The sequence below is a fragment of the Marinomonas spartinae genome (assembly GCF_900089775.1).
Classification (GTDB): domain Bacteria; phylum Pseudomonadota; class Gammaproteobacteria; order Pseudomonadales; family Marinomonadaceae; genus Marinomonas; species Marinomonas spartinae.
Genome location: NZ_FLOB01000010.1, coordinates 86,351 through 110,474, shown reverse-complemented (window position 1 = coordinate 110,474; position 24,124 = coordinate 86,351). Strand labels below are relative to the sequence as shown.

The window sequence follows — 24,124 nt, the reverse complement described above, 5'->3', positions numbered from 1 at the left end:
AGGTAAAAATGTCTGATTTAGAATGGATCTATGGTATTCACGCTGTTGAAAATGCGTTGTTACAACAGCCTGAACGGGTCAAAGAAGTGCGTTTTCAAGAAGGCCGAGATGATAAAAAGACACAGCGTCTTGTCCAATTGTGTAAAACCCATAAAGTACGTTACAGCTTGGTGGCTCGTCGTGAGTTAGATCAGTTGTTTACGAAGACCAAAGAACGAGTGGTTCATCAAGGGGTTGTGGCCTATACCACCCTGACCAAAGCGGGCAATGAGGCAGATTTGCATAGCTTAGTTGCTGGCTTAGATGAAAATCCGTTGATTATTATTTTAGACGGTGTGACTGATCCTCATAATTTAGGGGCGTGCTTACGTAGCGCCGACGCCGCCGGGGCCCATGCGGTGGTTATGCCAAAAGACAACTCTGCTCCGATGAATGCCACCGTGAGTAAAGTTGCCTGTGGGGCCGCTGAAAGCATTCCTGTTTTTGCGGTTACCAACCTTGCTCGTACCATGAAAAAGCTACAAGACCAAGGGGTGTGGATATTTGGTACCGCTGGTGAAGCGACGCAAACAATTTATGAGCAAGACTTGACGATTCCGACGGCCATCGTGATGGGGGCAGAAGGAGAAGGCATGCGACGTCTGACCCGTGAACAGTGTGATTATCTGGTGAAGCTACCAATGGCCGGTGTGGTGTCAAGCTTGAATGTCTCTGTGGCAACGGGGGTTTGTTTATATGAAGTGGTTCGTCAACGCGCTGTGAAAGCGCTGGCTTAAGGAGACGGTTCGGTGTTCGAGCAATTTGATATTTCGTTGCCTTCGTTGGAGTTAAAGGCAGCTTTACAACATAAAATCGATTCCAAAACCAAACCCGTTGGGGCATTGGGGGAGTTGGAAAGCATCGCTTTTCAATTGGGGGCGATTCAAAATAGCCTGACACCGGATGTCTCAAAACCCAAAATGATCGTTTTTGCTGCTGACCATGGCGTTGTTGATCAGGGGATCAGTTTGTTTCCACAAGAAGTGACACCGCAAATGGTGATGAACTTCTTAATGGGTGGGGCTGCGGTCAGTGTGTTTTGTCAACAGCATGGTGTGCCTCTGCGAGTGGTTGATGTGGGCGTTAAGTCAAGCATTGATGATCACCCTTTGCTTGGTCAGCGCAAAGTGGCGTTTGGCTCGAAAGACTTTAGCCAACAAGCAGCGATGACGACTCAAGAGCTAGCAAGAACGATCAACGCGGGAGTCGATGAAGCCGATTTGGCGATTGATGCTGGCTGCAATCTGCTTATGTTTGGTGAAATGGGTATAGGTAATACCTGTGTATCCTCTTGTTTGATGAGCGCTATGACAGGCCTGTCAGCGAGTCAATGTTCTGGTCGAGGGACGGGACTGGATGATGCCGGCGTGTCGCATAAGGCGCGAGTCATTGAGGCGTCCATTCAACGCGCGGAAGAAGAGACAGGCATATCTGCGGCAAAGTGGGGTCCACAAACCTTAGCTGAGCAGCTTGGTGGCTTTGAAATCATTGCCATGGCAAGCGCTATGCTACAAGCGGCCCATAGACAAACTGCATTTGTAGTGGATGGCTTTATTTGTACTGTGGCGTTCCTATTCGCTCAAAAAGTTGAACCCAATGTACGTCACTATGCGGTGTTTGCGCATCAATCCAATGAAAAAGCCCATCGATTGTTACTGGAACAGTTAAAGGCTGAACCCATTTTATCGTTGGATTTACGTTTGGGTGAAGGCTCCGGTGCCATTCTTGCTTATCCTTTGATTCAAAGCGCCACTGTCTTTTTGAATCAGATGGCAAGCTTTGAAAGTGCCGGTGTCAGTGGCCAATCCTAGCGAAGTAACCGTATCAATAAGACAAATTGTCTATAGGAGACAGTGAGTGGGTCAGTTCACTCCTTATTTAGAAGGGCTTAAACGCAGCATTGTTACCTACACACGTCTTCCTTTTGAGGTGGATTGGGATGAGAAAGAGCACACTCCAGCGGTGTGCTTTTTGCCATGGGTTGGCGTGTTGGTCGCGGTATTAAGTGCTTGGCCCTTGTTGCTTGATGGGTTAAGTGCTTCATTACAGGCCTTGTTCATGTTACTTAGCGCTGTGCTGTTGACGGGTGGGTTTCATGAAGATGGTTTGATGGACGCTTGCGATGGACTGGTAGGGGGCTGGACCCAGGAACAGCGTCTTTCCATCATGAAGGACTCACGTATTGGTAGCTATGCAGCGCTAGCCATCTGGTTTGTGATGATGCTGAAGTGGCTTCTGTTAACACAAATTTTATCGACCATTACGTCCTTGGATGATGGAGCATGGTCTAGCCTATTGATTTGGATTGCTGCTCATACAATGGCTCGGGTGATGCCGATAGTGATCATGAATTCGCTGGACTATGTGTCCACTGGACAGAGCAAAGCGCAGACGATGATTGCAACGCTACAGATGAAGGAGTGGGGGATTGTTTTTCTGCCTTGTATTCTGTTGGTGTTTTTTGATTTTGCTTACCTGCTGAAAGCGATCTGCATCTTAGCTTTATTTACCCTAGGCACCCATTTCTATTTGCAAAAGAAACTTGGCGGTTTTAATGGCGATACATTGGGGGCGATGGAGCAGATAGGTGAAGTTATTCTTCTGCTGTGTGTATTAGGAGTATTTGTGTGAAGCTGTTGTTGATTCGTCACCCAAAGCCAGATGTACCGACTGGATTGTGTTATGGCGCGACCGATGTGCCATTACCGGATGGTTGGCAAGAGCAAAGTTTAATATTGCAATCGTATCTTGATGACCGTTTTGCGCATAATAAGGTGGCCTTTTATCACAGTCCATTAAGCCGAGCAGCGGAGTTGAGCCAACTGTTAAGCCGAGGCACATCTTCTTGTGTGGATGCGTTGAAAGAGTTGGATTTTGGTGAATGGGAAAATCAGTTTTGGAACATGATACCTAAAGAAACAATTGATTCATGGATGGAAGACCTGGTTCAATCCGCCCCCTATCGAGGGGAGTCTCTGCAATCCTTGGCGAATCGAGTCGCGGGTTGGTGGCAATCGGTTCAGGACAAAGAGCTGGACGCTTGTGTTGCGGTGACCCATTCAGGAGTGATTAAGGTGCTTGTTAGTTTGTTGTGCCAATGGCCATTAGCTCAGTGTCATCGTATTGATGTGGGCTTTAACAGTGTGACGGAACTGACTATTCGTGGTGAGTTTATTACCCTTAACCGTTTAGGGGCAGGTGATTGGGTGCCTCGTTAGTCACACCATTTGTTTGAAACGAACATTGGTCTGTGCTTGCCAGCCAGTGAATATTTTATAGAGATTAAAAAAAGCAATGTTGCTATATATTTTAGGCATGGTGGGTATCGCCGCTTTTGCCATCACGGGCGTGATTTCCTCTGGGAAGCGTGATATGGATCTATTCAGTGTGGCACTGATTGGTATGGTGACTTCCCTTGGTGGTGGGACAATTCGGGATGTGATCTTAGGGGTGGATGAGGTGTATTGGGTAAAAGATCCCTCCTATTTGTGGGTGGCCTTTTTGTCTTCTGCCTTTGCTTTTTTTGCGGTTCGTATCATTGAAGATCGCCAACAAGTTTTCCATTATGCAGACTCTTTTGGTTTGGCTTTGTTTACGGTGATTGCGACGCAGCGTGTTCTCGCCCTTGGTTTTTCTCCGATGATTGCGATTACCATGGGAGTGATTACTGGGGTGGCTGGTGGTATTATTCGTGATGTATTGAGTCATCGTCCACCTTTGATATTGGGTCGTGAGTTTTACGCCACACCCGCTTTCTTAGGCTCTCTTTTGTTTGTTATCTTGCAGAAAAACATTCCTCATCATGAATATAACTCGATTTACGCGGCCTCTTTGATTTTTATACTGAGGTTGTTTGCTATTCACAAAGGGCTGTATTACCCAAGTTGGCTGCTTTATAAAAAGAAATAATGCGAATCAAAAAGAGACCAATTATGTCAGAGCAAGAGAAACCATCGACTCCAGTTGTGGAACAAGCGGATAAAAATGAAGCGCGCTTATTAAAAAAGAAAGAGGTGGTGGATAAGCGTATTGCGGCTGCTACACAGGAACGTGGTGTCACGATTTTGTTAACCGGCAATGGTAAAGGCAAAAGCTCTAGTGCGTTTGGTACGATGGCGCGAGCTTTGGGACACGGACAGCGTTGTGCCGTGATTCAGTTTATTAAAGGCCGAAAAGCTACCGGTGAGCAGCTGTTTTTTGGTGCTCATCCAAACGTCGAATTTCATGTAATGGGTCATGGCTTTACATGGGAAACTCGCAACCCTGAGCTGGAAAAAGAAGCAGCAGAGCAAGCCTGGCAATTGGCGAAAGGCGTGTTATCGAATCCGGATATTCATTTTGTTCTATTAGATGAAATTACTTATATGTACAAATACGGTTACTTGGATGATGCAGACCTCATTGAGGCGTTGAAAAATCGTCCTCAGTATCAAAATGTGATGATGACAGGCCGTACTGCACCAAGAGTCTTGTTAGACAGTGTGGACACGCACAGTAAAATTGCTAATGAGCGTCATGCATTTGCCAATGGCGTAAAAGCGCAAGCAGGCATCGAATGGTAGTGCTCTTGTGCATGATCCTATCATCTTAAGTTTGTCCAACAAGACCTAGTGCCTTGTTGGATGGACTGTCTTCCAAAAGCACCTTACTTTTCTTTCTAAACCGCTTCGAGCACCCAGTACCGATACGCTTCTTTAAAAAACACGCGATTATCGTTTTGTTTGATGATTGTTTTTCTCCTGATAGTAAAAACAAATGAGATCTATTATCAAAAAGGGTGGATTTTTCTTTTCTTTTAAATGATAATTATTCTCATTAAGTTGCTCTGATAAACTCATCTTACATGAGAGGTAGGAAAGACGATGCAAAACTGGGAAAAATTAACAAGACAAGCGAATCAAGCCTATTCTAATCATGCTTTTTTAGAAGCGGTAGATTTTCATCAACAAGCGCTCGATCAAATATTAAAACGTTTTGAGGAGGATTTCTGTCTGGATCCAGAGTCTGTTGTGGCGGCGACGGCGGTTAGTTACCTTAATATTGCAGAGTCTTATACTGGGCTAGGAAATGTGATGGCTGCTAATAGACAATTTGAGAAGGCTATTGATTTTTTACAAGCTGTGATTGCTCGACCTGACTTAGCTTTGGAGCAGCGTGATCTTATTTTCCAGACCATGAATCATATTCGTTTTGAGTGGGAATTGTTCACGCAAAGTTTTGGAAAGGAGAGGGTGGTTAAGCATTCTGCTTTGTTACACCCGTTTCCCCAGTTGACTCCTTCCACATTAACAGCAGCCTTTCACTAGGAGAATGATATGAAAAGGCGAAGTGGTTTGATCGGGAAGAAAGGTATCCTATTTCTTCTTATTCTAGGTTTTAGTTCTCTATTTTTTTTATTAGAAAATGGGCAAATACGACAGTGGGAGTTGCTGCTGCATGATTTTTTAGTGTGCCTTGTTGGGACTTTTATTGTTTCTGGTTTTGTCTATAAACAGTGTATTCGAGGTCGCAAGCATCGTGAGAAAAAGATAGACCTCATCAACAACAAAGGAGTCATAGAGTATGTTGCATTGGGTAATTCGTTTAGTAGATAAAGTAATTGGTTTTAAAACAGCCAAAGCGCACAGTATTACGGTCTCAGACATGGCCATGCAAGCTGCACAAAGGAGGCATCGTATACAGAGCCAATCTTCTTTTTGCCGGGCAAAGTGATAAGAAAATGAAGGGGGCTAAATGAATGTTTTTATTATAGAGATAGTCGATAGACCTAGTGAACGAGGAAGTTATTTATGTTTCGCTTAATGAAAATCGAGGGGCAAAGTATGGCGCCTTACTTGCACCATAATGACTTTGTTTTAACGAGCCGATGGTTTCTCTCATGCTGTATTGGAGATGTTGTTGTCGTCGATCATTTTTTGTACGGTATTATCATAAAAAAGATACGTCATATTGCGCCAGATGGTCAGTTATGGCTTATTGGAGAGCACCCAACTAGCTTAGAATCGGAGCGTATTGGCTGGGTTTCCCCTCGACGTGTATTGGGCAAGGTTGTTTTCCGTATACGCGCAAATCATAGGAAACAAGCTGACGGCTAGTGATGTCTCTGCCAGTATTTACATAGAGTTTACTGTACAAAAAATTGTACATCTTTTAAAAATCTACCGATTTTGTTTTGTCCTGCTCTCTTGGTCTCTTTCCCTCTACTTATTAAAATCTACGCTTCATTTTGCCCTTTTACCGTGTGATTTAAATAGAGAATACTATGTCTGGTTCTAATGTTGCTCCTACTCCAACTAAACGTCATACTCGCTTGGAAGATGCTTTAGCGGTGCTGATTGGTACCTTGATTATTGCACTGGGTGTCAGTTTGTTTTCCCAAGCTGGTTTGCTAACAGGCAGTACTGCTGGTATTGCTTTTCTATTAAGTTATACCACTTCGTTAAATTTTGGTGAGGCGTTCTTTTTAATCAATATTCCCTTTTATTTGATTGCCATTCGACACATTGGTTGGGAATTTACGTTAAAGACCTTTGCGTCGGTTTTTTGTCTGTCTTTTTTTTCTGATGTTACGCCTCGGCTCGTTTCCTTTGCGAGTGTTCAGCCAGTGTATGTGGCGGTGATCGGTGGCTTTTTGATGGGGGTCGGTTTTTTGATGCTGTTTCGTCATGACGCGAGCTTAGGAGGCATTAATATATTGTCTCGCTTTTTAGCAGATAAATATGGTTGGTCTATTGGTAAGTTTCAGATGCTGGTTGACTTGATCATTTTGAGTTCTTCGTTATTTATCGTGGATATGTCTCTGGTGGCCATTTCGGTTATTGGTTCCGTCGCTTTGAACATGATCATCGCAGTGAATCATAAACCTGGCCGCTATTTGGGGAATGTCTCTATTTAGCTACCATTTGCATTGAGCGTGCAAACAGCCTATTAGATTTTGTTTTTTTAAAAGTGAGCGTGACGATTTCCTATGTGGTCGCGCTCAGGTATTATAGAAACATTGTGATAAAAGAAGGAAACTTGGTTTGGAGCTGCTCAAAGTTGATGATCTTAAGCCTTACCTTAATGACCTAATTGAATTACTGTGTGATGCGGTTGATTCAGGGGCTCCCATCGGTTTTTTACCTCCTATGAGTGAGTTGGAGGCCAAGTCTTATTGGTTAACTGTGAATGACGATTTAAAAGTCAATCTGAAACAGGTTTTACTGGTCCGCGAAGATAATAAAATCGTCGGTAGCGTACAAATTGGCATGTCACCTAAAGCCAATGCTTTACATCGCTGCGATATTGGAAAACTGATGGTGCATACCCAAGCTCGAGAGCATGGTTTGGGAAGTACGCTCATGAAAGGCGTGGAGCGAGTTGCGGCGGCCATGCAGCGTCAATTGCTTATCTTGGAGGTACGCAGTGATGATGTAGCCCATGACATGTATATCAAACTTGGCTATATTCCCTTTGGAGAAGTCCCCGGCTACACCCGAAGTGCCAATGGTGCGTTACATAATGCCACTTTTTTTTATAAAGAAATTGAACCCACACACGAAGTATTCTCGTAAGTATATATTCACCCATAGCCATAGGCGATCTCTTGAGACTTGATTTTTATTTATCCCATGTGACAAACCTTGCTCGTAAAGCGTCTAAAGTAGCGATATCTAAAAGCCGTGTAACGGTAAATGGTGAGGTGATTAAAAAAGCCAATCATCCAGTAGAAGAGAACGATGTCATTTGTTTGGATGCTGTACCGCTGGCTTGGCCTTCTGAAGGTTATTATTTAATGTACAAGCCTGCAGGCTATGTTTGTGCCACGCAAGACGCCGATCACCCCGTTGTTATTGATTTACTGGAGACGCACTTAGGTCAGCCGCTAAAAGTGGTGGGGCGTTTAGACAAGGATACAACGGGTTTGTTGTTGTTTACGACCGATGGACAATGGTTACATCGTATTACCTCACCAAAAAGTGTGTGCCAAAAGCGTTATTGGATGACTTTGGCCGAACCGATTGATGATCATGCGTTAACGCAGTTAGAAGAGGGAGTGATGCTCAATGGCGAGCAGGCTCCAACTTTACCCGCTAAAGCGGAGCGTATTACTGAAACAGAGATTTTTCTGACGATTCAAGAAGGGAAATACCATCAGGTCAAGCGTATGTTGGCGGCGGTAGGAAACCGAGTCGAAACCCTGCACCGTGATCAAATTGGTCCTTTGGCGTTGGATGAGGGTCTGCAACCAGGTGAGTTTCGTGAGCTGACAAAAGACGAAGTGGCGTATTTTTAAAGCTTGTCTACTATCTCATGTAGAGGTTAGGTATGAGGCAAGATAAGCGCTCAATTAACAAGCGCCAGGTTTCATCATAGAGTAAGAGAGAATCCAGATGAGTAAAGAGTTGACGATGGACGAACGTGTCCAACTACTGATTGCAGCAGATAGCGAACGTTTAGCGTATTTTATTGAGCAAGCGAAACAGACCCAAACCGTTTGGAGTCTCAGTAATGAAGAAGGCTTCGTTATGGTAGAAACGGATGATGGTGATTGTGTTATGGTTTGGCCCGACGCAGAGTTTGCCAGCCAGTGGGCGGTAGAGGATTGGGATGACTGTGAACCCATTGCGATTGAGCTGTCGACATTTACTGGCCAATGGTTGCCTAGCCTAATGCAGGATAATATTACGATTGCCGTGTTTCCAAATATCGAAGATGAAGGCAAACTATCGACCGCTGAAGAGCTAAAAGCGCTTTTTGAATAGTTTGCTGGTACAGAGCGTGTGGTTGGGGGGAGCCTACTCCAGCGTTTTGTATTTTTGCCTTTTTCAGAGTGCAAAGTAAGCGCTTTTTAAAGGTCAGCGTATTTTTTAGATGATTTACTAACAAAGATGATATCGATCTAATGCGGCTAATACAGGCTGTGGTAGGATGAGGTGTCATCTTTAAAAGGAGTGCACCATGACAATGTCTACAGATACATCGCAAATGTCTAATCAGATTAAAACCATTTTAGAAACTGTCACATCGTTGCAGCTGGCGACGTTATCTTTGCAGAACCGTCCTTTCTCTTCTTACGCCCCCTATGCTTTGGGTGAAAACTGTTTCTATTTACTCGTTAGCGAACTCTCTCCTCATACTCATCATCTGCATAACCACCCAATTGGTTGCGTGATGATTGTTCAACAAGAGTCTGAGTCGAATAATCCTTACTTACGTCCTCGTGTTCAATACGATGTGACAGCGGAGTTTATTGAGCAAGATAGTGAAGAGTGGACAACGGGGATTCAGCTGTTAACAGATCGTTTTGGTGAGACGGTAACAACGTTAGTTGCGCAAAAGGATTTTTACCTAGTTCGATTAGATCCAGAAAAAGTGAACTTTATTCAGCAATTCAAAAACGATTACGTTATTGATGATACAGTACTTTATTAAAGGTCATAGACGATTTTCATTATTTTTATTGTGAAATTTTCGTTGGGCTTTAATGCTTCGGCAAAATAGGGTGATGAACTAAGTAACATAGGGTTTATGTAGAGAGCGGTTAACAAGGATTTATGAAAGTAATGAGTAAGCGTCAAAGTAATCGTGAAGAAATTTTTACTCGTATTTTAGACGCGGCTGAAGTGGAATTTGGTTTGAAGGGGTTTAGTGGGGCCAGTTTGCAACATATTGCTGACCGTGCTGAATTACCAAAACCGAATATTGTCTATTACTTTCAGTCGAAGGAGAACTTGTACAAGCAAGTACTTAATAAGATTGTGCGTGGGTGGAATGATCTTTTTGACCGCGCTACAGTGGATGACGATCCAGCGCAAGTGTTGGACAGTTTTATCCGTATAAAGCTGAAGCAAAGTTTCGAACAAGGTCGCTCTTCACGTATTTTTGCCATGGAAGTCATTAGTGGCGCGAATCATATTCGTGAATACTTAAAGGAGGATTTAAGTCCTTGGTTTCGCTCTCGGACAGCGCTAATTCAAGCTTGGATCGATAGTGGAAAGATGCGTTCGGTTGATCCAACCAGCTTGATTTTTATGATTTGGGCAACGACTCAGCATTACGCGGATTTTGAAGCTCAAATACTGGCTCTGTCGCATAAAGGGACTCAGGATGACGAGGATCTGAAGCGTGTTGGAGACACGGTCAGTAGCATTATTTTGCAAGGTGTCGGCTTGAGCTTACCACAAACGCAGGTTGCCTGATCTGATCGATTGTTTTCGTTGTAATAATGGTTAAAGGCTGATTGAGACCCCATTTAAATGGGCTATTTTTCGGCCTTTTGCTATTTATAAGACCTTAAATGCTTTAGAAAATCTAATATTATTTAGAAATAGAAGGCGCTATGAAACAAAATAGACGTACTGTAGAGACGTCGGATATCAAGGCTTATCATGCTCATTTATATTATCGAGATGAGTCTGGCCTTGAATTGGCGAAACAGGTTGCGGAGCAAGCGAGTGAATTATTCGAGTTGCAGATTGGTCGTTTCCATCAACAGCCTGTTGGTCCTCATCCACTGTGGAGTTGTCAATTATCTTTTGCCGTCAAAACATTTGCGGCCTTTGTTCCCTGGTTGATGTTGAATCGACAATCACTTGATGTGTTTGTTCATCCGGTAACGGGTGATGATTATTTTGATCATACTCAAGGTGTGAGTTGGTTAGGTCATGCCCATAAGCTGGATATTTCTCAGTTCGATGCAGGTTAAGGGGGATTTACAATAAGAAAAGCCGCTTACGTTATCATTGTTAAGTGTTTTTTTTGTTTTGTATTAAAAGTTTTTTTAACTCCCCCTAGAAAAATGGTTGAACGTCCCAAACTTGATTGCTTAGACGGTAGTTATTCAATCTATGTCGCGTTATCATAGTTGGACAAACTACTACAGTCTGGGTTCGTGTTGTGGCGGTGTTACGCAAAGTCTGTTTGCTTGTATCAAGCACTCGTTCCCTTATTCATTTTAATTAGGAGAAGACAATGCAAATTTCTGAAAACGCCGTAGTAAGCATGCACTACACATTGACTGATGACCAAGGTCAGCAACTCGATTCTTCTGTCGGTCAAGAGCCTCTAGTCTTCTTGAGTGGTGCCCAAAATATCATTGATGGTTTAGATAAAGCGATTCAAGGTAAAGTGGCTGGCGATAAATTGAACGTAGAAGTAGCACCTGCTGACGGGTACGGTGAAGTACATCAAGAATTGATTCAGAAAGTGCCACACGAGAATTTCCAAGGCGTTGATGACATTCAAGTTGGCATGCAGTTTATGGCTCAAACGCCAGGCGGCCAACAGCCTGTAACGGTCATTGGCGTGGAAGAGGATGGTGTGATGTTAGATGGTAATCACCCATTAGCGGGTAAGACATTAAACTTTGATGTAGAAATCGTCGAGGTTCGTGAGGCTTTAGCAGAAGAGCTAGAGCATGGACATGTCCATGGTGAAGGCGGTCATCAGCACTAGGCTTAAGCCGGTTCAACATAGCATACGAAAAAACGGCTTCTGGAAACAGGGCCGTTTTTTTTATCTCAAAATAACGCTAGCACCGTACTTAGGGGGATATTTGCTCAGTGAGTATGATGCCGGGAACGGAAGCAGGCTCTGTGCTAATCGTTCGATCTGAGAGGTATCTTGCCGGAGGTTTACCAACCGCCTTGCGAAACATGGTTACGAATCCGCTGGCATTTTCGTACCCCAGTTCTAATGCCACTGTTTGCACGCTTTCACCCTTAGTCAAGCGCTGTAGTGCAAGGATTACATGCAGTTGTCGACGCCAGCGTCCGAAACTCATGCCGATTTCGTGCAGTAGGATGCGGCTCATGCTTCGCTCGCTCATGCCAATGCGAGTGGCCCAATCGCCCTTTGAGGTTTTGTCTGTTGGGTCGGCCAACATCATTTTCGCTAGGCGGCGCAATCGCGGGTCGCGCGGCATCGGCAGATGAAGGTCTTCCACCGGAGCCGCTGCTAATTCATCCAGCAAAGTGGCTATCAGTCGATCTTCCCGCCCTCCCAGCGCATATAGTTCAGGAATCTCTGCTGCTTTTAGAAGCAGCTCGCGTAGCAGTGGCGATACCGAAATCGTACAGCAGGTTTTTGGAAGATCCGGTGCGGCATTTGGCTCGACGAATAGGCAATAACACTCTGTTTCACCCGATCCTCTGGCCGAGTGGGGTAAGTTTCCCGGTATCCATATCGCGCATTGCGGTGGCACGATCCAGACTCCATCTTCAATTTCACAGTTGAGGATGCCACGAACAGAATAAAGTAACTGCGCCTTGTGGTGCTGATGACTTGCATGTTCCCAGTCCTTTGTTACCGATGTGGCTCCCAGAGCAACAACGGGCCTAGGGACGTCATCAACGTCTCGGGTTACGTTCAGGTCAGTGATGGCAATGTTCGACATAATAATTGTTGAACCTCGGGTCGAAGAGGATAGATTGGCCTAATTAAAAAATATTATGGCCAAATTACGCAATGACGTCCAGTTATTCCGTAGGTATTGTTGGATTAACCATGCTAGCTATTTGGCTCACTCGGAGCATGGCACCTCCCAAAAAGGAGGAGCATTTTTCTGACAAGGTGTGGCCGCTAGCGATTTTTCTTATATTATAAGGAGTATTGATATGTTGCTTGATGTCTCGCAGTTTCCCCTAGTCTGGATACGACTAAACGCACAGTGCGCCGATCCCGAAGCTTCACTCTTTGATGAGTTTGAGGCTTTACTCGCTCGTAAGAGTGTTTTTGTTTTGCTCAATGACGAGGGGCTTAATGAAGATGAAGGTGATCACGAGCATTCTCCGGAAGAAATGAAGCAAATGTCACTTTGGATGAAGCGTCACAAGAGTGAATTGAGATCCTTCGTCAAAGCAGCAATCTACATCGAGCCGAACACAGCCAAAAGGCTCGCAACTAAGGCGTTTGCCCTCGTTTATGAAAAGTTTTGGGGCTATCCCATGTTTATGGTTGCCACCAAGAATGAAGCGCTGGACTTAGCGCAAACACTGTTGCTAAGTGAACAAATAGAAGCATGGACACCTTTTTAGGTCGGGCTAACTAGAAAAACATTCAATAGCCAAAATAGGCTCTAAGTTGTCTCCATGTGACCGCTTCTCATTGCTGCCAGTCGCATAAAAGAATCTTCTATTGCCATTTAAAAAGAAGCATTCTAAGGTCAGTCTTAAGGCTGAATAGGTTAGGACAGTAGTATGAAGCTTGTGTTAGAGCCCATAGTAAAAAGCGAATTTGAGGATTTGTTTGTTCGTATTAAGGAAGGTATCTTTCCATATGTTGATGCCGTGTTTGGCTGGGATGATAAGTTTCAGCGTCAGCGCTTAGAGAATGAGTATTCCCTAGATTGGTTCTATTGGGTAAAAATGAAACAAGATCGTGTTGGTGTACTGTGTTACAAGCGTCATAATGCTTCCTGTCATGTTCATTGGCTAATTGTATTCCCCGAGTGGCGGCAACGAAATATTGGCACCTCTATCATGGCTTTTGTTCAAAAAAAGGCTAGGGAAAGTGGTTGTACTGCCGTGACCTTATCCTCTTTTAAATGTAATGCAAACGCGATTCAATTTTATCAAGGCCTTGGCTATGTGATAATAGAGGAAGAAGAGGATTTTGTGTCTATGTCCTTATCACTCCGGTAGCATTGTGAGTTTGCGATGATCAGTCATTCTTTTATCGAGCTAGAATCGTCTATTAGAGGTTGTCAGCATTGCGCCGCTTGCCTTCCTTTGCCCCCAAAGCCCATTCTACAAATCCATCCTGATGCAAAAATTTTGATTGCAGGGCAAGCTCCTGGGCAAAAAGCTCATGAAGCTGGACGACCCTTTGATGATCCAAGTGGTGATCGACTACGTCAATGGCTGGGAGTATCAAAAGACGTTTTTTATGATGCTAAGCAAATAGCACTGGTTCCCATGGGGTTTTGCTTTCCTGGGACAGGGAAATCTGGCGATTTGCCTCCAAGAAAAGAGTGTGCGGAATTATGGCGGGCACCATTACTGGCTGAACTTAAATGCATTGAGTTAGTTATCGTGCTGGGTTCTTATGCCCAAGCCTATCATCTAGGTGTTGAAGGGAAAGCATCAGTCACGGAACAAGTGAAACACTGGAAAGACTATTTAGCTCAAGGCAAGCTTCCTTTGCCCCACCCAAGCCCTCGTAATAACCGTTGGCTAAAGCAAAACCCTTGGTTTGAAGAGGAGGTTCTACCAGCGTTAAAAATGATTGTTGAGCGTATTATTTAAAATGTACTCTTGTTGAGAGTATAGTGAATTGAGTGTTATAAAATCTTCTCGAGTATCATCGTGTGTTTTTCTTCAAATAAAACAGGGCTTGGATTATGTCAATTCGCAAATAGTACTGAGACAGTATTTTTAATAGTTTCTAACAATATGTTCAATAATATCAATTGATTATATATAACCTCGTGACTCTTATAGAGTGGTTTTTTTATGAGGTAGCATGGCTATGAAAAAATATTTATTGTATGGGCACGATGACTGTTTGTTTTCTCGCCGAGCGAAACAAGTACTGGATGACCATGATGTTCTTTATCACTATGTGGATATAAAAGGTGAGAATCTAAATAAAGTGGCGTTGTCTAGGTTGGTTGGTCATGATATATATACCCTCCCACAAGTGTTTTTAGACGATGAATACATCGGTGGCTTTCACGATCTACAGCGTCGTTTTTCTATTATGTAATATGTACTTAGCGTAATTTATTTTTTAATGTGCTTTACTTAGATTTTATAATAGGTTTAAAAGAATAAGGCTAGCATAAAAACGCTTATTAGACACTTACCCTATAAACTGCTTATTATTGAGATAGATGAAATATTGCCGCACACTTTGTGTAGCTGATTGGTAGGCCATTATTTGTGTTGGTAGAAACTTTTTGTTAGGGATGCAAAAAACGTTAGAGCAAGACATTAAGTCAACGTCAGATTAGATGTATCTAGATAATAAAATACACTATGTCTGATCATAAGAAAGGCAATAGAAAAAGGATAAAAATATTAGGAGGGAAATAAAGCGGGAGAGTGGGCGCTTATTGTTATTCTAGCGCGTGGTCCCGAAGAGTAAGTCATTTTTAAAAGGCCATGTTAGGATGAGAGGCCTGTTATTAATGCTTGCTCAGTTGCTCTTAGAAATATGTTTTATTGACGTCACAATTAAGCAAGGTGCGCGAGTTTAGATGCGTACACGTTAAATTTACAAATTGCTTTTTTCATAGAAGCGGCAGCGGAAAAGATAAGGTCAAAAATATACTCGGTGCTTTTTGCGCGAGCTATTAAGGTTGCTTTTTCACTTTCAGAAAGATATTTTGTGTCGACACCAGCAAGTAAGTCTTCAATAGGTTTTTGATTTTTCATAATGTATTCCTCTTTGTATTCAGCTTATTTAGATCGTGTAGCCTTTAGTTGATTCAACTTTCTGACTACAAGGATAATATTAGGTGTCGGCTGTCTAAATAACAAACGATGTTTTCTATCCTCATTGATGAATTAAACTCAACTATTTTGATTTGTGAGTAAGAAGCTTTATGACGAAGTGGAGGGTAAAGCGTTTGATGTTAAAAAAACAGCCGTAAAATAGAGCTGTTTTTTTGCTTGCTGATGAGTGTGAGGTCAGTATAGATGCTGGTTTACTCGTTTATCGGGTTAGGCCACGACTCAAAGTGGATGGCACTTTTGGCTTCCCTTCTAGGCAACCAGCCAAAACGTTCTAGATCGGGGGTGGTTTGAAAGTGTTCAACGTAGCCAACACATAGGTAGGCGATAATATCGATGCTCTCTGGAATGTGAAGAGCATCTCGAATCACATGGTCGTGTACGATGCTGACCCAACCAACGCCAATGTTTTCCGCCCGCGCTGCCAGCCATAGGTTTTGTACCGCGCAGACAGCGCTGAATAAATCCATTTCCGGTTTTGCTGTGCGTCCCAATACGGCTGAGCCTGTTCTACTACGGTCACAGGTCACACAAATGCCCAGAGGTGCCTCTTCGATACCTTCGAGTTTTAAGTTTTGATATTTTTCTTTACGTTCTCCTTCAAACATATTTGTAGCTTCAGCATGGGCAGTAAGAAAGCCTTGTTTTATTTTTCGTTTGGTTTGTGGATTTTGTACCACAATAAAGTCCCAAGGCTGCATAAAACCAACACTTGGAGCATGATGTGCTGCGATTAATATACGTTCTAATACGTCATCAGGGATGGGTTTATCGATGAACTCCTTTCGCACATCCCGACGAGCAAAAATGGTTTTATAAACAGCATTGCGTTCTTCTTGGGTAATTTTCATTTTGGTGTTCTTTATTCGTTACGTTGTATGGTGGGAATTAATGAGTAGTACCGATACCTGCACACACCGTGGTGAGTATAGGATCATTACTTTTTAATTTATGCCACGCAAAGGTGGAATCTTGCGCGGTTTTGAAAAAGTTGGAACGGGCGTTATTTTTACAATCGATCACTTGTGTGACGCGCTTTGCGCTGTGTCGTCGTTCAAAGAAATACAGATCAACTAATACCCAGTCAGGGTGGCGTTGATTGACGGCTGAATGACCCATATCCGCTGCGATAAAACGCACCGTTTGAGGATAGATATAACTCCAAGGGCGCCACAACGTTTTCTCTTGCACTGTTTTTACAACGACAATGCCTTTTGGTAATAAACTGGCTTGATGCGGATACCAATCGTATTCCCCTTGTATCTGCAAGCCTAGCATGGCGAAACCCGCAAAGGCAGGAACAAACCAGGCGGGGGCTTTTTTCTTTGTTAAATGACGCAGTAAAAGAGCAATGCCTGCTCCTCCTAGTCCTGCAAAGATGGTCGCAATGAATTCCCAAAACATGGTTTCTCTCTTACTCTTTTTAGATTGGTGATCATCATACAGGAAGTTGCTATAAACAAAGAAACCGAACACGATTATCTTGTTCGGTTTCTTGTTCCCTGCACTTCAATATTGCCTATACGTTAATATTAGATAGGGCTTAATGATCAACAGCACGACCAGCACCTTGTGGGTAACGAACACTTTCCACTAGGTCCTGAATGTGTTTAGGGGGGGCTTCTGTCATGGAAGAGACGGTAAACGCTACGATAAAGTTAATAGCTGCGCCGATGGCTCCAAATGATAATGGAGAGATACCAAAGAGCCAGTTATCCGGGGTATTGGTATACGAAGCGGTACCAGGAATAAAGAACCATCCTAAGAATAGGAAGATATAGACTAAGGTACAGCCTAAACCTGCCAGCATTCCCGCAATGGCTCCCTTATTGTTGATACGTTTAGAGAAAATCCCCATCATTAAGGCAGGGAAAATAGACGCAGCGGCAATGCCGAAAGCCAATGCGACAACTTGGGCGGCAAAGCCAGGTGGATGCATGCCTAAATAGGTTGCCACGGCAATGGCGACCCCCATAGAGATCCTCGCCGCTAGTAATTCACCCCGATCAGATATATTGGGATTGATGGTTCCTTTAATTAAATCGTGGCTGACGGCCGATGAGATGGCGAGCAATAAACCCGCTGCGGTAGACAGGGCTGCCGCTAACCCGCCTGCAGCGATTAGTCCCACAACCCAGCCCGGTAGGTTGGCTATTTCTGGGTTTGCTAATACAAGAATGTCGTTATTGACGCTGAGTTCGTTACCATTCCAGCCTCGCTCTGCTGCCGTGGCGGCAAAAGCTGGCGAGTCGTTGTAGAGCTCGATACGCCCATCGCCATTTTTATCTTGGAACTTGATCAAGCCTGTGGTTTCCCAGTTTTTGATCCAGTCGGGCCGTTCAGCGTACCCTATTGGCTGCTCTGTGGGACCATTTGGGTAAATGGTTGTTAACAAGTTCAAACGAGCCATAGAGGCAACAGCGGGCGCCGTTAAATACAGCAATGCAATGAAGACCAAGGCCCAACCTGCCGACCAACGTGCGTCTGCAACCTTTGGTACGGTGAAAAAACGGATAATAACGTGTGGTAAGCCCGCAGTACCAATCATGAGAGACAGAGTGAACAGAACCATGTTGAGTTTATTATCGACATCAGCTGTGTAATCTCTAAAGCCTAATTCGCGTACCACCTGGTCCAGCTTTTCTAATAACGGAATACCTGATTCAACGTGGTTTGAAAATAAGCCTATAGGAGGTAAGAAGGTATCGGTGAGCTGGAGGGAAATGTAAATGGCGGGTATCGTGTAAGCGATAATCAGCACGACATACTGAGCGACTTGCGTATAAGTTATGCCCTTCATACCGCCTAGTACCGCGTACAAAAAGACCACTACCGCGGCGATGAGCAACCCAATATCGTTGCTGACTTCTAAGAAGCGCGAGAAGGCCACTCCGGCGCCTGTCATCTGGCCGATCACATAGGTAGTAGAGGCGATGATTAAACAGGCAACGGCCACTAACCTTGCGCCGCTACTATAAAAACGATCACCAATAAAATCAGGTACTGTGTATTTACCAAATTTACGTAAATAGGGGGCTAACAGCATGGCGAGTAAGACATAACCGCCAGTCCAGCCCATTAAAAACGAGGAATTGGCGTAGCCGCCAGCGGCAATTAAACCCGCCATTGAGATAAACGACGCGGCAGACATCCAATCCGCAGCGGTTGCCATGCCGTTTAAAACTGGGTGAACGCCACCGCCTGCGACATAAAACTCTTTGGTAGAGCCTGCTCTAGCCCAAATAGCAATACCAATATAAAGGGCAAAGGAAGCTCCGACGAATAAGAAGTTAATGACAAATTGACTCATAGAACTACTCCTCTAAGCCAAATTCTTTGTCTAACTTGTTCATTCTCCAAGCATAGAAAAAGGTGATTGCGATAAAAACAAGCATGGACCCTTGCTGAGCAAACCAGAAGCCAAGGTCCGTTCCTCCAATGTGGATGCTCGATAGAAGTGGGCGTAGCAAAATAGCGCCACCATAAGAGGCTAATGCCCAGACGACTAAGCAGCCTAGAATGAGCCTAAGGTTAGCTTGCCAGTATTTTTCAGCATTTGATTTGGGGTTAGACACAGTAATCTCCTTATTTATAATTATTGTTTTACAGCGCATTTTTAATTTAGCAGCGATTTGTTTGTTTTGTGTAATAAATAAACAAAATTTATGTATGAATGTAAGATATACAGGTTGGATGGTATGGTTAGCATAATAGTCTAGGGGGTAATGTTGTGATGAATGAGCCCGTTATTTGCTGATAGATTGCAAAAAATCGTTTTAGGTGAGTTTGATTAAGGAAGGAAAAGAGGATGATCAAAAGCATATTTGTTGCCAAAAAGTCGAAAATGCCCCAAATTGGAATTGAGGCCGTTAAAGTAGATGCTGGAAAAGGCATTGTCGGCGACCGCAGCTATGGCAAGCGGCAAGAAGCTGGCCAGAACATCACCTTTGTAGAAAGCGAAGAAATTGAGGCTTTTAATACGAACTTTGATCAACAAATTGGACAGTCAGCGACACGTCGAAACATTGTGACTGAGGGAATTCGATTAAATAATTTGGTAGGGAAAGAGTTTATGATTGGCGATGTGCGCTTTTACGGGGTGGAATTGTGTGAGCCTTGTGCGTACTTGGGGCAGTTGCTAGCTAATGATTCTTTATCGGCGCCACAAGTGGTTAAAGCTTGGTTACATCGTGGTGGGCTAAGAGCTGATGTGTTAAGCACAGGGATTTTAAAAACGGGTATGCCTTTTATTTTACGTGAGGAGTAATCTTGTTAAATGTTTATTTACTCGCATATTAGAGGGAACCTAATTAGCTGAGAGAAGTTCTTAACGATACATTTTCTGTGTTGTCCTGAGCGACTATCTGATTTCGCCCATTATTTTTTGCCTTATATAAGGCTTGGTCTGCGAGATGGATAAGATGATCAAATTTGTCTCCTTCCTTTGGCATATGGCTGGTAACACCTTGGCTGAGAGTGATGTATTTTTGAGGCGATTTATGATGCTTGATCTTTTCTTCGTTGAGCTTGTCTTGTAATCCTTTAGCGAACAGTACGGCTTGGTCTAGGTCAAAATAGGGTAGTAGAATGATGAATTCTTCACCTCCATAGCGGGCGGCTATGCCTTGCGTATTTTTTACTTCTGTTAGAATCAATTGCGCTACTTGAAATAAACATTGATCTCCAGCTTGGTGTCCATAGAAATCGTTGAAACTTTTAAACCAGTCTAAATCAAGCATGATGATACTCATGTTGATTTGTTTATCGCAGGCAAGTTGCCACATACTAGTAAGTTCGTGGAAAAAGTGTCGGCGATTCGCCATTTGAGTGAGCTCATCGGTGTGGCTTAATTTTTTCAATGACTGGTTGAGCTGAGTCAGTTTTTGATTGGCTTCTTCAGTACGTTTTTGAGCCTCTAGGGAGTCTTGTTGTGCTTTATTAGTCGCCTCGACAAAAATGGAAAATGCTCTTCCCATCATTGCAATTTCATCATTGCCTGACTGAGGAACGTCTGTTTTTACACCTTTGACATGTTCTAGCATCACCCTATTTAATCGGTTTAAACGACGAATCAGATAGTAATGGATGAACCAGTATGCGACGCCTGTTAGTAACAGAAAAATAATACTAAATAAGCCGATTTTTAGCATCACTTTACTGATAAATGCCTTATGTTCTGAAGAGGCTTTTTGTGTGGACTGCTTTAATAGCTGATAAAGCTTATAACACGCATTACTGAGTTTTTTAGCTTCCGTTCGCGTTGTGTTTACTGCTGTTAATGTGGCAGAGTGTTGCATTTGTTGTTTGAGTGTTGTTGTGAATACCTGTTGGGATAACTTGCTGATTAAAATGATGTTTTTTCTTTCAAATGGGGTTAAATTATCTTGATAGGCTATGTTTGAGATGAAGGCTGAGATGCCATTCATTTGGGTAATTAGCTGATGGAAGGTTGTCGAATGTAATGTCAGAACGCTTAAGTTAATAGCTTTGATAAGCTCATCAATAAGGCTTTTTTCATGTTCTGGTATTTGGGGGATAAGGTAGATTTCCTTTTGTAAGTTCAGTAGATGATACTCAATATTACGCTGTGCCTGAGTAATCTTTCTTTTTTCAATAAGGTAGTTATTTAAGGTGCGAATAGTATTGAAGTATGGCTTTTTTAGCCTATCTATTTTTTCAATTAGGACTTGTTCTTGTGGAGTGTTAGCTGTTAATTGCTTGCGAATCTTTTCAAAAGACCGCTCAAATGAGTCATTACTGGCATTGTTTTTATTTTGTTCGGGCAGGCCAATGGTTGGAGATTGAATGTATCGTTCATCATAGTCTTGGTTGAGCATATTGACTAGAGTATCAGAGGCAATGACTTCTGCCTCTCGAGATAATTCGGCTGCGTGCATTGCTCGGTCAAAATAGGCGCTAGACAATGCATCGAACTCTTGGGATTGTTCTCGTAAAGTAAGGAGGCTGTAACCTGTTGTTAGAATGTAGAAGCTAAGGACACTTAAAAGAACTAAATTTAGGCGAAACCCTAATTGTTTCAGCGGCTTGAGCTTTGTATTAGCCTCATTTGCCATGTTTCGTCTCCTGACGTACTTTTATATTATGTAAAATAACCTACTTCTATTGCTCTATATAACCTGATGTACTAGCTAAAGTCATGTAAATTGTCGTGTTTCATATGATATTTCTTAGTTATTGCGCATAAAAAAACAAATGATGCTCAAAGCCAAAAACGTTAGATTGGCGATAAATATCAGGGTGTCCAAGTGGGATATTGGCCAATTGATAAGTTATGCTGTGGCCGTCAAGAAAGGTTTTACCATTTTATCAAATGGCCCTAAGCAAAGTCTTAAACTCTTAAGAGGGTTGTAAGTCGTCAACCAAAACGAATGTTTTGATGTCTTTATATTGTTTGTTAAAAGCCTGTTTTTGGCGAACATAATGGCCACTTTGACAATCTGAAACGATATCTAATGCCGCTGCGAAATAGCTTGATCGGTTCATCCAATCTTGCTTCTTATTTATCGTCGATGTTTGTGGAGAAGACTCTTGAGGGACTGTCGATAATGTTGACGATAATAAGGTATTAAGAGGCTTGGTAGTGGTTGCCTCTTTGCCTTGAAAACGCCATAAATCACTCTCTGGGAGATAGGCGTAATAGGGTAATAAAGTGAGCCCATGCTCCGCGACAAAATCAACCGCATCAAGAATAAAATCCACCTCGCTTTCTTCTAAAAAGTAATTGAGATTAAAGCGTACCCAGCCAGGTTTGACGAGTTTTTCACCCTTCGCTATCGCTTCTTGAATGCGTTTGGACTGTGCTTCATTTATCCCTAATAGTTGATGTCCATATGGGCCTGCGCACGAACAACCGCCACGGACCTGGATGCCAAATAAATCGTTTAATAAAGAGGTGACAAAACCGTGATGTAAATAGCCATAGTCAGTGCGGATTCGCAACGCTGTGATGGAAAGGCTTGGTGCATTGGCATGACCTAATCGCTCGATTGTGGAAGAGTGGCTCCAACGAGACTGTATTTTTTGCCCCCAGGCGTGTTCTTTGTTGAGGATCGTATCGACGCCAACCGCTTGTTTGAGTTGGAAGACGAGGCCAGCACGAATGGATTCTATGATTGCGGGGGTGCCACCTTCTTCACGACGTTCGCCAATCGGTAAAAAAGTATGGGAGTCTGGGGTGACGAAAGAGACCGTACCGCCACCAATATGGCTTGGCTTTTGGTTTTTAATGCAGGCGCGCTTGACCACGAGTATCCCAGGTGTACCTGGGCCGCCAACCAGCTTGTGTGTCGAGAAAAAGAGGGCGTCTTTGGCGAGTTGCTTATTCTGCTGGGGGTTCATATCAATATCGATATAAGGTGCAGCGGCGGCAAAATCCCAAAAAGACAAGGCATTGTAACGATGTAAGCAATCGGAAATGGCATTTTGGTCGCATAATATGCCTGTGACATTGGAAGCGGCGCTGAATGATCCAATAAGACGTTTACCATGATGTTCTTGCAGCTTATTTTCCAGTGTTTTGATGCACACCCCCCCTTCCTTGCCTTGTGGAATACGAATCACTTTTAGGCCTAGCTCACGCCATGGTAATTCGTTCGAATGGTGCTCATAGGGGCCGATAAACACGATGGTGTTGTGTTTTTCCTGGGCCGTAAGGTCTCGTAGCCCTAACTGGGTGATCAAGGTGTTCACTGCACTGGTTGCACCACTACCACAAAATAAAACAAGATCCTCACTACTGGCATTGACCGCTTGTCGTATTTGCTCACGAGCTTGCTCACGATAGCACGTCGTTTGTTGGCCTGTGGCATTGGCTTCCGTATGAGTGTTCGCATAGTAGGGCATAACATACTGCTGGATAGCATCCTCGATAAATTGCAAACTGCGTCCGGAGGCAGTGTAATCGGCATAAGTCAGCCTGCGCATTCCAAATGGGGTGTCGATCAACGTCTCTTTGCCAATGATGCCTTGTCGAATACGTTCGAGTAGTGCCTCTTTCTCTTTAGTCTTTATGGTGGCGTTTATTGTCACTTTTTGAGGAGCGGTTTTGACAGTAGATTGCATTCGAGATTGCCTTTGTTAATAAATGTTTTACCTGTAACGAATCTCTCTATTTGCGCTGCAATAATGATCTGCTTTTAGATAGATAAAGGCAGCTCCGTTGTATATTTAATCTGTTCCATCGCAAAATTTGAGGTCACGTCAGTCAGAGCGGTTGCGCTGATTAAGCGTTTATAAAATCGGTCGTAAGCGGGTATGTCCTTTACCACCACTCGTAATAAATAATCGTATTCTCCAGCCATGCGATAAAACTCCACTACTTCTGGAAACTCCGCCACAATTTGAGAAAAATTCGTGGCCCAATCCACCTCGTGTTGATTGGTTTTCACTTGGACAAAAACCGATACTCCGAGCTCAAGCTTGTCTGCATCCAATAACGCCACTCTTCGTTTAATGTAGCCAGCGTTTTCGAGCTTTTGAATACGGCGCCAGCATGGGGTTTTTGAGAGACCAACCTGCTGAGCAAGAGTGTCATTAGAAATACTATCATCACTTTGAATTAAGGCAAGAAGTTGCATATCTATGTTATCTAAAGTCATTTTGTTTTCTTTTAAATCTATTTTTTAGGATAT

At 43.3% G+C, this 24,124-nt stretch carries 31 protein-coding genes; 22 read left to right on the top strand and 9 right to left on the bottom strand.

The features are described from left to right. Window positions 1-8 precede the first annotated feature (8 nt). The 17 genes from rlmB to MSP8886_RS17225 all read left to right on the top strand — a co-directional run bounded on the left by rlmB (window position 9) and on the right by MSP8886_RS17225 (window position 11,475). The gene (gene rlmB / locus MSP8886_RS17305) at window positions 9-776 is read left to right on the top strand and encodes a 23S rRNA (guanosine(2251)-2'-O)-methyltransferase RlmB (RefSeq protein WP_067018758.1); all 768 of its coding nucleotides are present in this window, start codon (window positions 9-11) and stop codon (window positions 774-776) included. Window positions 777-788: 12 nt separating this feature from the next. After that, window positions 789-1,850 (top strand): nicotinate-nucleotide--dimethylbenzimidazole phosphoribosyltransferase, encoded by a 1,062-nt coding sequence (gene cobT, locus MSP8886_RS17300; RefSeq protein ID WP_139063173.1) that lies wholly within the window; start codon window positions 789-791, stop codon window positions 1,848-1,850. Window positions 1,851-1,896: 46 nt separating this feature from the next. Then, a complete protein-coding gene (locus tag MSP8886_RS17295; RefSeq protein ID WP_067018756.1) occupies window positions 1,897-2,670 on the top strand; it encodes an adenosylcobinamide-GDP ribazoletransferase in 774 nt (257 codons plus the stop codon). Beyond that, window positions 2,667-3,257 (top strand): histidine phosphatase family protein, encoded by a 591-nt coding sequence (locus MSP8886_RS17290; RefSeq protein WP_067018754.1) that lies wholly within the window; start codon window positions 2,667-2,669, stop codon window positions 3,255-3,257. The genes MSP8886_RS17295 and MSP8886_RS17290 overlap by 4 nt, the downstream gene beginning before the upstream one ends. 76 nt (window positions 3,258-3,333) lie before the next feature. After that, window positions 3,334-3,948 (top strand): trimeric intracellular cation channel family protein, encoded by a 615-nt coding sequence (locus tag MSP8886_RS17285; RefSeq protein WP_067018753.1) that lies wholly within the window; start codon window positions 3,334-3,336, stop codon window positions 3,946-3,948. A gap of 23 nt (window positions 3,949-3,971) precedes the next feature. Continuing rightward, on the top strand, window positions 3,972-4,601 hold the full coding sequence (gene cobO, locus MSP8886_RS17280) for a cob(I)yrinic acid a,c-diamide adenosyltransferase (RefSeq protein WP_067018751.1): 630 nt from the start codon (window positions 3,972-3,974) through the stop codon (window positions 4,599-4,601). A gap of 300 nt (window positions 4,602-4,901) precedes the next feature. After that, window positions 4,902-5,345 (top strand): DUF2753 family protein, encoded by a 444-nt coding sequence (locus MSP8886_RS17275; RefSeq protein ID WP_067018749.1) that lies wholly within the window; start codon window positions 4,902-4,904, stop codon window positions 5,343-5,345. Window positions 5,346-5,354: 9 nt separating this feature from the next. Next, window positions 5,355-5,633 (top strand): hypothetical protein, encoded by a 279-nt coding sequence (locus MSP8886_RS17270; RefSeq protein ID WP_067018748.1) that lies wholly within the window; start codon window positions 5,355-5,357, stop codon window positions 5,631-5,633. Between the two features lie 195 nt (window positions 5,634-5,828). Then, window positions 5,829-6,134, top strand: a complete 306-nt coding sequence (locus MSP8886_RS17265) for a S24/S26 family peptidase (RefSeq protein WP_067018746.1) — start codon at window positions 5,829-5,831, stop codon at window positions 6,132-6,134. 167 nt (window positions 6,135-6,301) lie between these two features. Further along, window positions 6,302-6,934, top strand: coding sequence for a YitT family protein (locus tag MSP8886_RS17260; RefSeq protein ID WP_067018744.1), 633 nt, complete (start codon window positions 6,302-6,304; stop codon window positions 6,932-6,934). Window positions 6,935-7,061: 127 nt separating this feature from the next. Then, window positions 7,062-7,592 carry a GNAT family N-acetyltransferase gene (locus tag MSP8886_RS17255; protein WP_067018742.1) on the top strand — a complete coding sequence of 177 codons (531 nt, stop codon included), beginning with the start codon at window positions 7,062-7,064 and terminating at the stop codon, window positions 7,590-7,592. A gap of 32 nt (window positions 7,593-7,624) precedes the next feature. Continuing rightward, window positions 7,625-8,314 (top strand): pseudouridine synthase, encoded by a 690-nt coding sequence (locus MSP8886_RS17250; RefSeq protein WP_067018740.1) that lies wholly within the window; start codon window positions 7,625-7,627, stop codon window positions 8,312-8,314. Window positions 8,315-8,411: 97 nt separating this feature from the next. Continuing rightward, window positions 8,412-8,783 (top strand): DUF2750 domain-containing protein, encoded by a 372-nt coding sequence (locus tag MSP8886_RS17245; protein ID WP_067018738.1) that lies wholly within the window; start codon window positions 8,412-8,414, stop codon window positions 8,781-8,783. A 196-nt stretch (window positions 8,784-8,979) separates the two neighbouring features. Beyond that, complete coding sequence (locus MSP8886_RS17240; protein ID WP_067018736.1) at window positions 8,980-9,453, top strand: HugZ family pyridoxamine 5'-phosphate oxidase; 474 nt, start codon at window positions 8,980-8,982, stop codon at window positions 9,451-9,453. A 131-nt stretch (window positions 9,454-9,584) separates the two neighbouring features. After that, a complete protein-coding gene (locus tag MSP8886_RS17235; protein WP_067018734.1) occupies window positions 9,585-10,220 on the top strand; it encodes a TetR family transcriptional regulator C-terminal domain-containing protein in 636 nt (211 codons plus the stop codon). A gap of 140 nt (window positions 10,221-10,360) precedes the next feature. Further along, window positions 10,361-10,726, top strand: a complete 366-nt coding sequence (locus MSP8886_RS17230; RefSeq protein ID WP_067018732.1) for a DOPA 4,5-dioxygenase family protein — start codon at window positions 10,361-10,363, stop codon at window positions 10,724-10,726. A gap of 266 nt (window positions 10,727-10,992) precedes the next feature. After that, window positions 10,993-11,475, top strand: coding sequence for an FKBP-type peptidyl-prolyl cis-trans isomerase (locus MSP8886_RS17225; RefSeq protein ID WP_067018730.1), 483 nt, complete (start codon window positions 10,993-10,995; stop codon window positions 11,473-11,475). An 88-nt stretch (window positions 11,476-11,563) separates the two neighbouring features. Here MSP8886_RS17225 and MSP8886_RS17220 read toward each other — a convergent pair whose 3' ends face one another. Then, entirely contained in the window at window positions 11,564-12,415 is an 852-nt protein-coding gene (locus MSP8886_RS17220) for an AraC family transcriptional regulator (protein ID WP_067018728.1), read from the bottom strand. A gap of 220 nt (window positions 12,416-12,635) precedes the next feature. Here MSP8886_RS17220 and MSP8886_RS17215 point away from each other — a divergent pair, with 220 nt between their 5' ends. From MSP8886_RS17215 to MSP8886_RS17200, 4 genes are all read left to right on the top strand, one after another. Beyond that, window positions 12,636-13,055 carry a hypothetical protein gene (locus tag MSP8886_RS17215; RefSeq protein WP_067018726.1) on the top strand — a complete coding sequence of 140 codons (420 nt, stop codon included), beginning with the start codon at window positions 12,636-12,638 and terminating at the stop codon, window positions 13,053-13,055. A gap of 162 nt (window positions 13,056-13,217) precedes the next feature. Further along, window positions 13,218-13,661 (top strand): GNAT family N-acetyltransferase, encoded by a 444-nt coding sequence (locus tag MSP8886_RS17210; RefSeq protein WP_067018724.1) that lies wholly within the window; start codon window positions 13,218-13,220, stop codon window positions 13,659-13,661. Window positions 13,662-13,676: 15 nt separating this feature from the next. After that, window positions 13,677-14,264, top strand: a complete 588-nt coding sequence (locus MSP8886_RS17205; RefSeq protein ID WP_067018722.1) for a uracil-DNA glycosylase family protein — start codon at window positions 13,677-13,679, stop codon at window positions 14,262-14,264. Window positions 14,265-14,487: 223 nt separating this feature from the next. After that, entirely contained in the window at window positions 14,488-14,724 is a 237-nt protein-coding gene (locus MSP8886_RS17200) for a glutaredoxin domain-containing protein (protein WP_067018781.1), read from the top strand. Window positions 14,725-15,194: 470 nt separating this feature from the next. On the opposite strand, the gene MSP8886_RS17195 is transcribed toward MSP8886_RS17200, so the two are convergent. From MSP8886_RS17195 to MSP8886_RS17175, 5 genes are all read right to left on the bottom strand, one after another. Then, window positions 15,195-15,395 (bottom strand): hypothetical protein, encoded by a 201-nt coding sequence (locus MSP8886_RS17195; RefSeq protein WP_067018720.1) that lies wholly within the window; start codon window positions 15,393-15,395, stop codon window positions 15,195-15,197. Between the two features lie 272 nt (window positions 15,396-15,667). Then, complete coding sequence (gene bluB / locus MSP8886_RS17190) at window positions 15,668-16,324, bottom strand: 5,6-dimethylbenzimidazole synthase (RefSeq protein WP_067018718.1); 657 nt, start codon at window positions 16,322-16,324, stop codon at window positions 15,668-15,670. Window positions 16,325-16,361: 37 nt separating this feature from the next. Then, window positions 16,362-16,877: a hypothetical protein gene (locus MSP8886_RS17185; protein ID WP_067018716.1), complete on the bottom strand. Its 516-nt coding sequence runs from the start codon at window positions 16,875-16,877 to the stop codon at window positions 16,362-16,364. 139 nt (window positions 16,878-17,016) lie between these two features. Beyond that, on the bottom strand, window positions 17,017-18,783 hold the full coding sequence (locus MSP8886_RS17180; protein WP_067018714.1) for a sodium:solute symporter family protein: 1,767 nt from the start codon (window positions 18,781-18,783) through the stop codon (window positions 17,017-17,019). Between the two features lie 4 nt (window positions 18,784-18,787). Further along, window positions 18,788-19,087, bottom strand: coding sequence for a DUF4212 domain-containing protein (locus MSP8886_RS17175; protein WP_370737031.1), 300 nt, complete (start codon window positions 19,085-19,087; stop codon window positions 18,788-18,790). A 194-nt stretch (window positions 19,088-19,281) separates the two neighbouring features. Between MSP8886_RS17175 and MSP8886_RS17170 the strand changes: the two genes are divergently transcribed. Next, complete coding sequence (locus tag MSP8886_RS17170; protein WP_067018711.1) at window positions 19,282-19,740, top strand: MOSC domain-containing protein; 459 nt, start codon at window positions 19,282-19,284, stop codon at window positions 19,738-19,740. 43 nt (window positions 19,741-19,783) lie between these two features. Here MSP8886_RS17170 and MSP8886_RS17165 read toward each other — a convergent pair whose 3' ends face one another. From MSP8886_RS17165 to MSP8886_RS17155, 3 genes are all read right to left on the bottom strand, one after another. Further along, window positions 19,784-21,547 (bottom strand): sensor domain-containing diguanylate cyclase, encoded by a 1,764-nt coding sequence (locus MSP8886_RS17165; protein WP_067018710.1) that lies wholly within the window; start codon window positions 21,545-21,547, stop codon window positions 19,784-19,786. Between the two features lie 283 nt (window positions 21,548-21,830). Continuing rightward, the gene (locus tag MSP8886_RS17160; protein ID WP_067018709.1) at window positions 21,831-23,555 is read right to left on the bottom strand and encodes an aminotransferase class V-fold PLP-dependent enzyme; all 1,725 of its coding nucleotides are present in this window, start codon (window positions 23,553-23,555) and stop codon (window positions 21,831-21,833) included. A 74-nt stretch (window positions 23,556-23,629) separates the two neighbouring features. After that, the gene (locus MSP8886_RS17155) at window positions 23,630-24,091 is read right to left on the bottom strand and encodes an Lrp/AsnC family transcriptional regulator (RefSeq protein WP_067018708.1); all 462 of its coding nucleotides are present in this window, start codon (window positions 24,089-24,091) and stop codon (window positions 23,630-23,632) included. Between the last annotated feature and the right edge of the window lie 33 nt (window positions 24,092-24,124).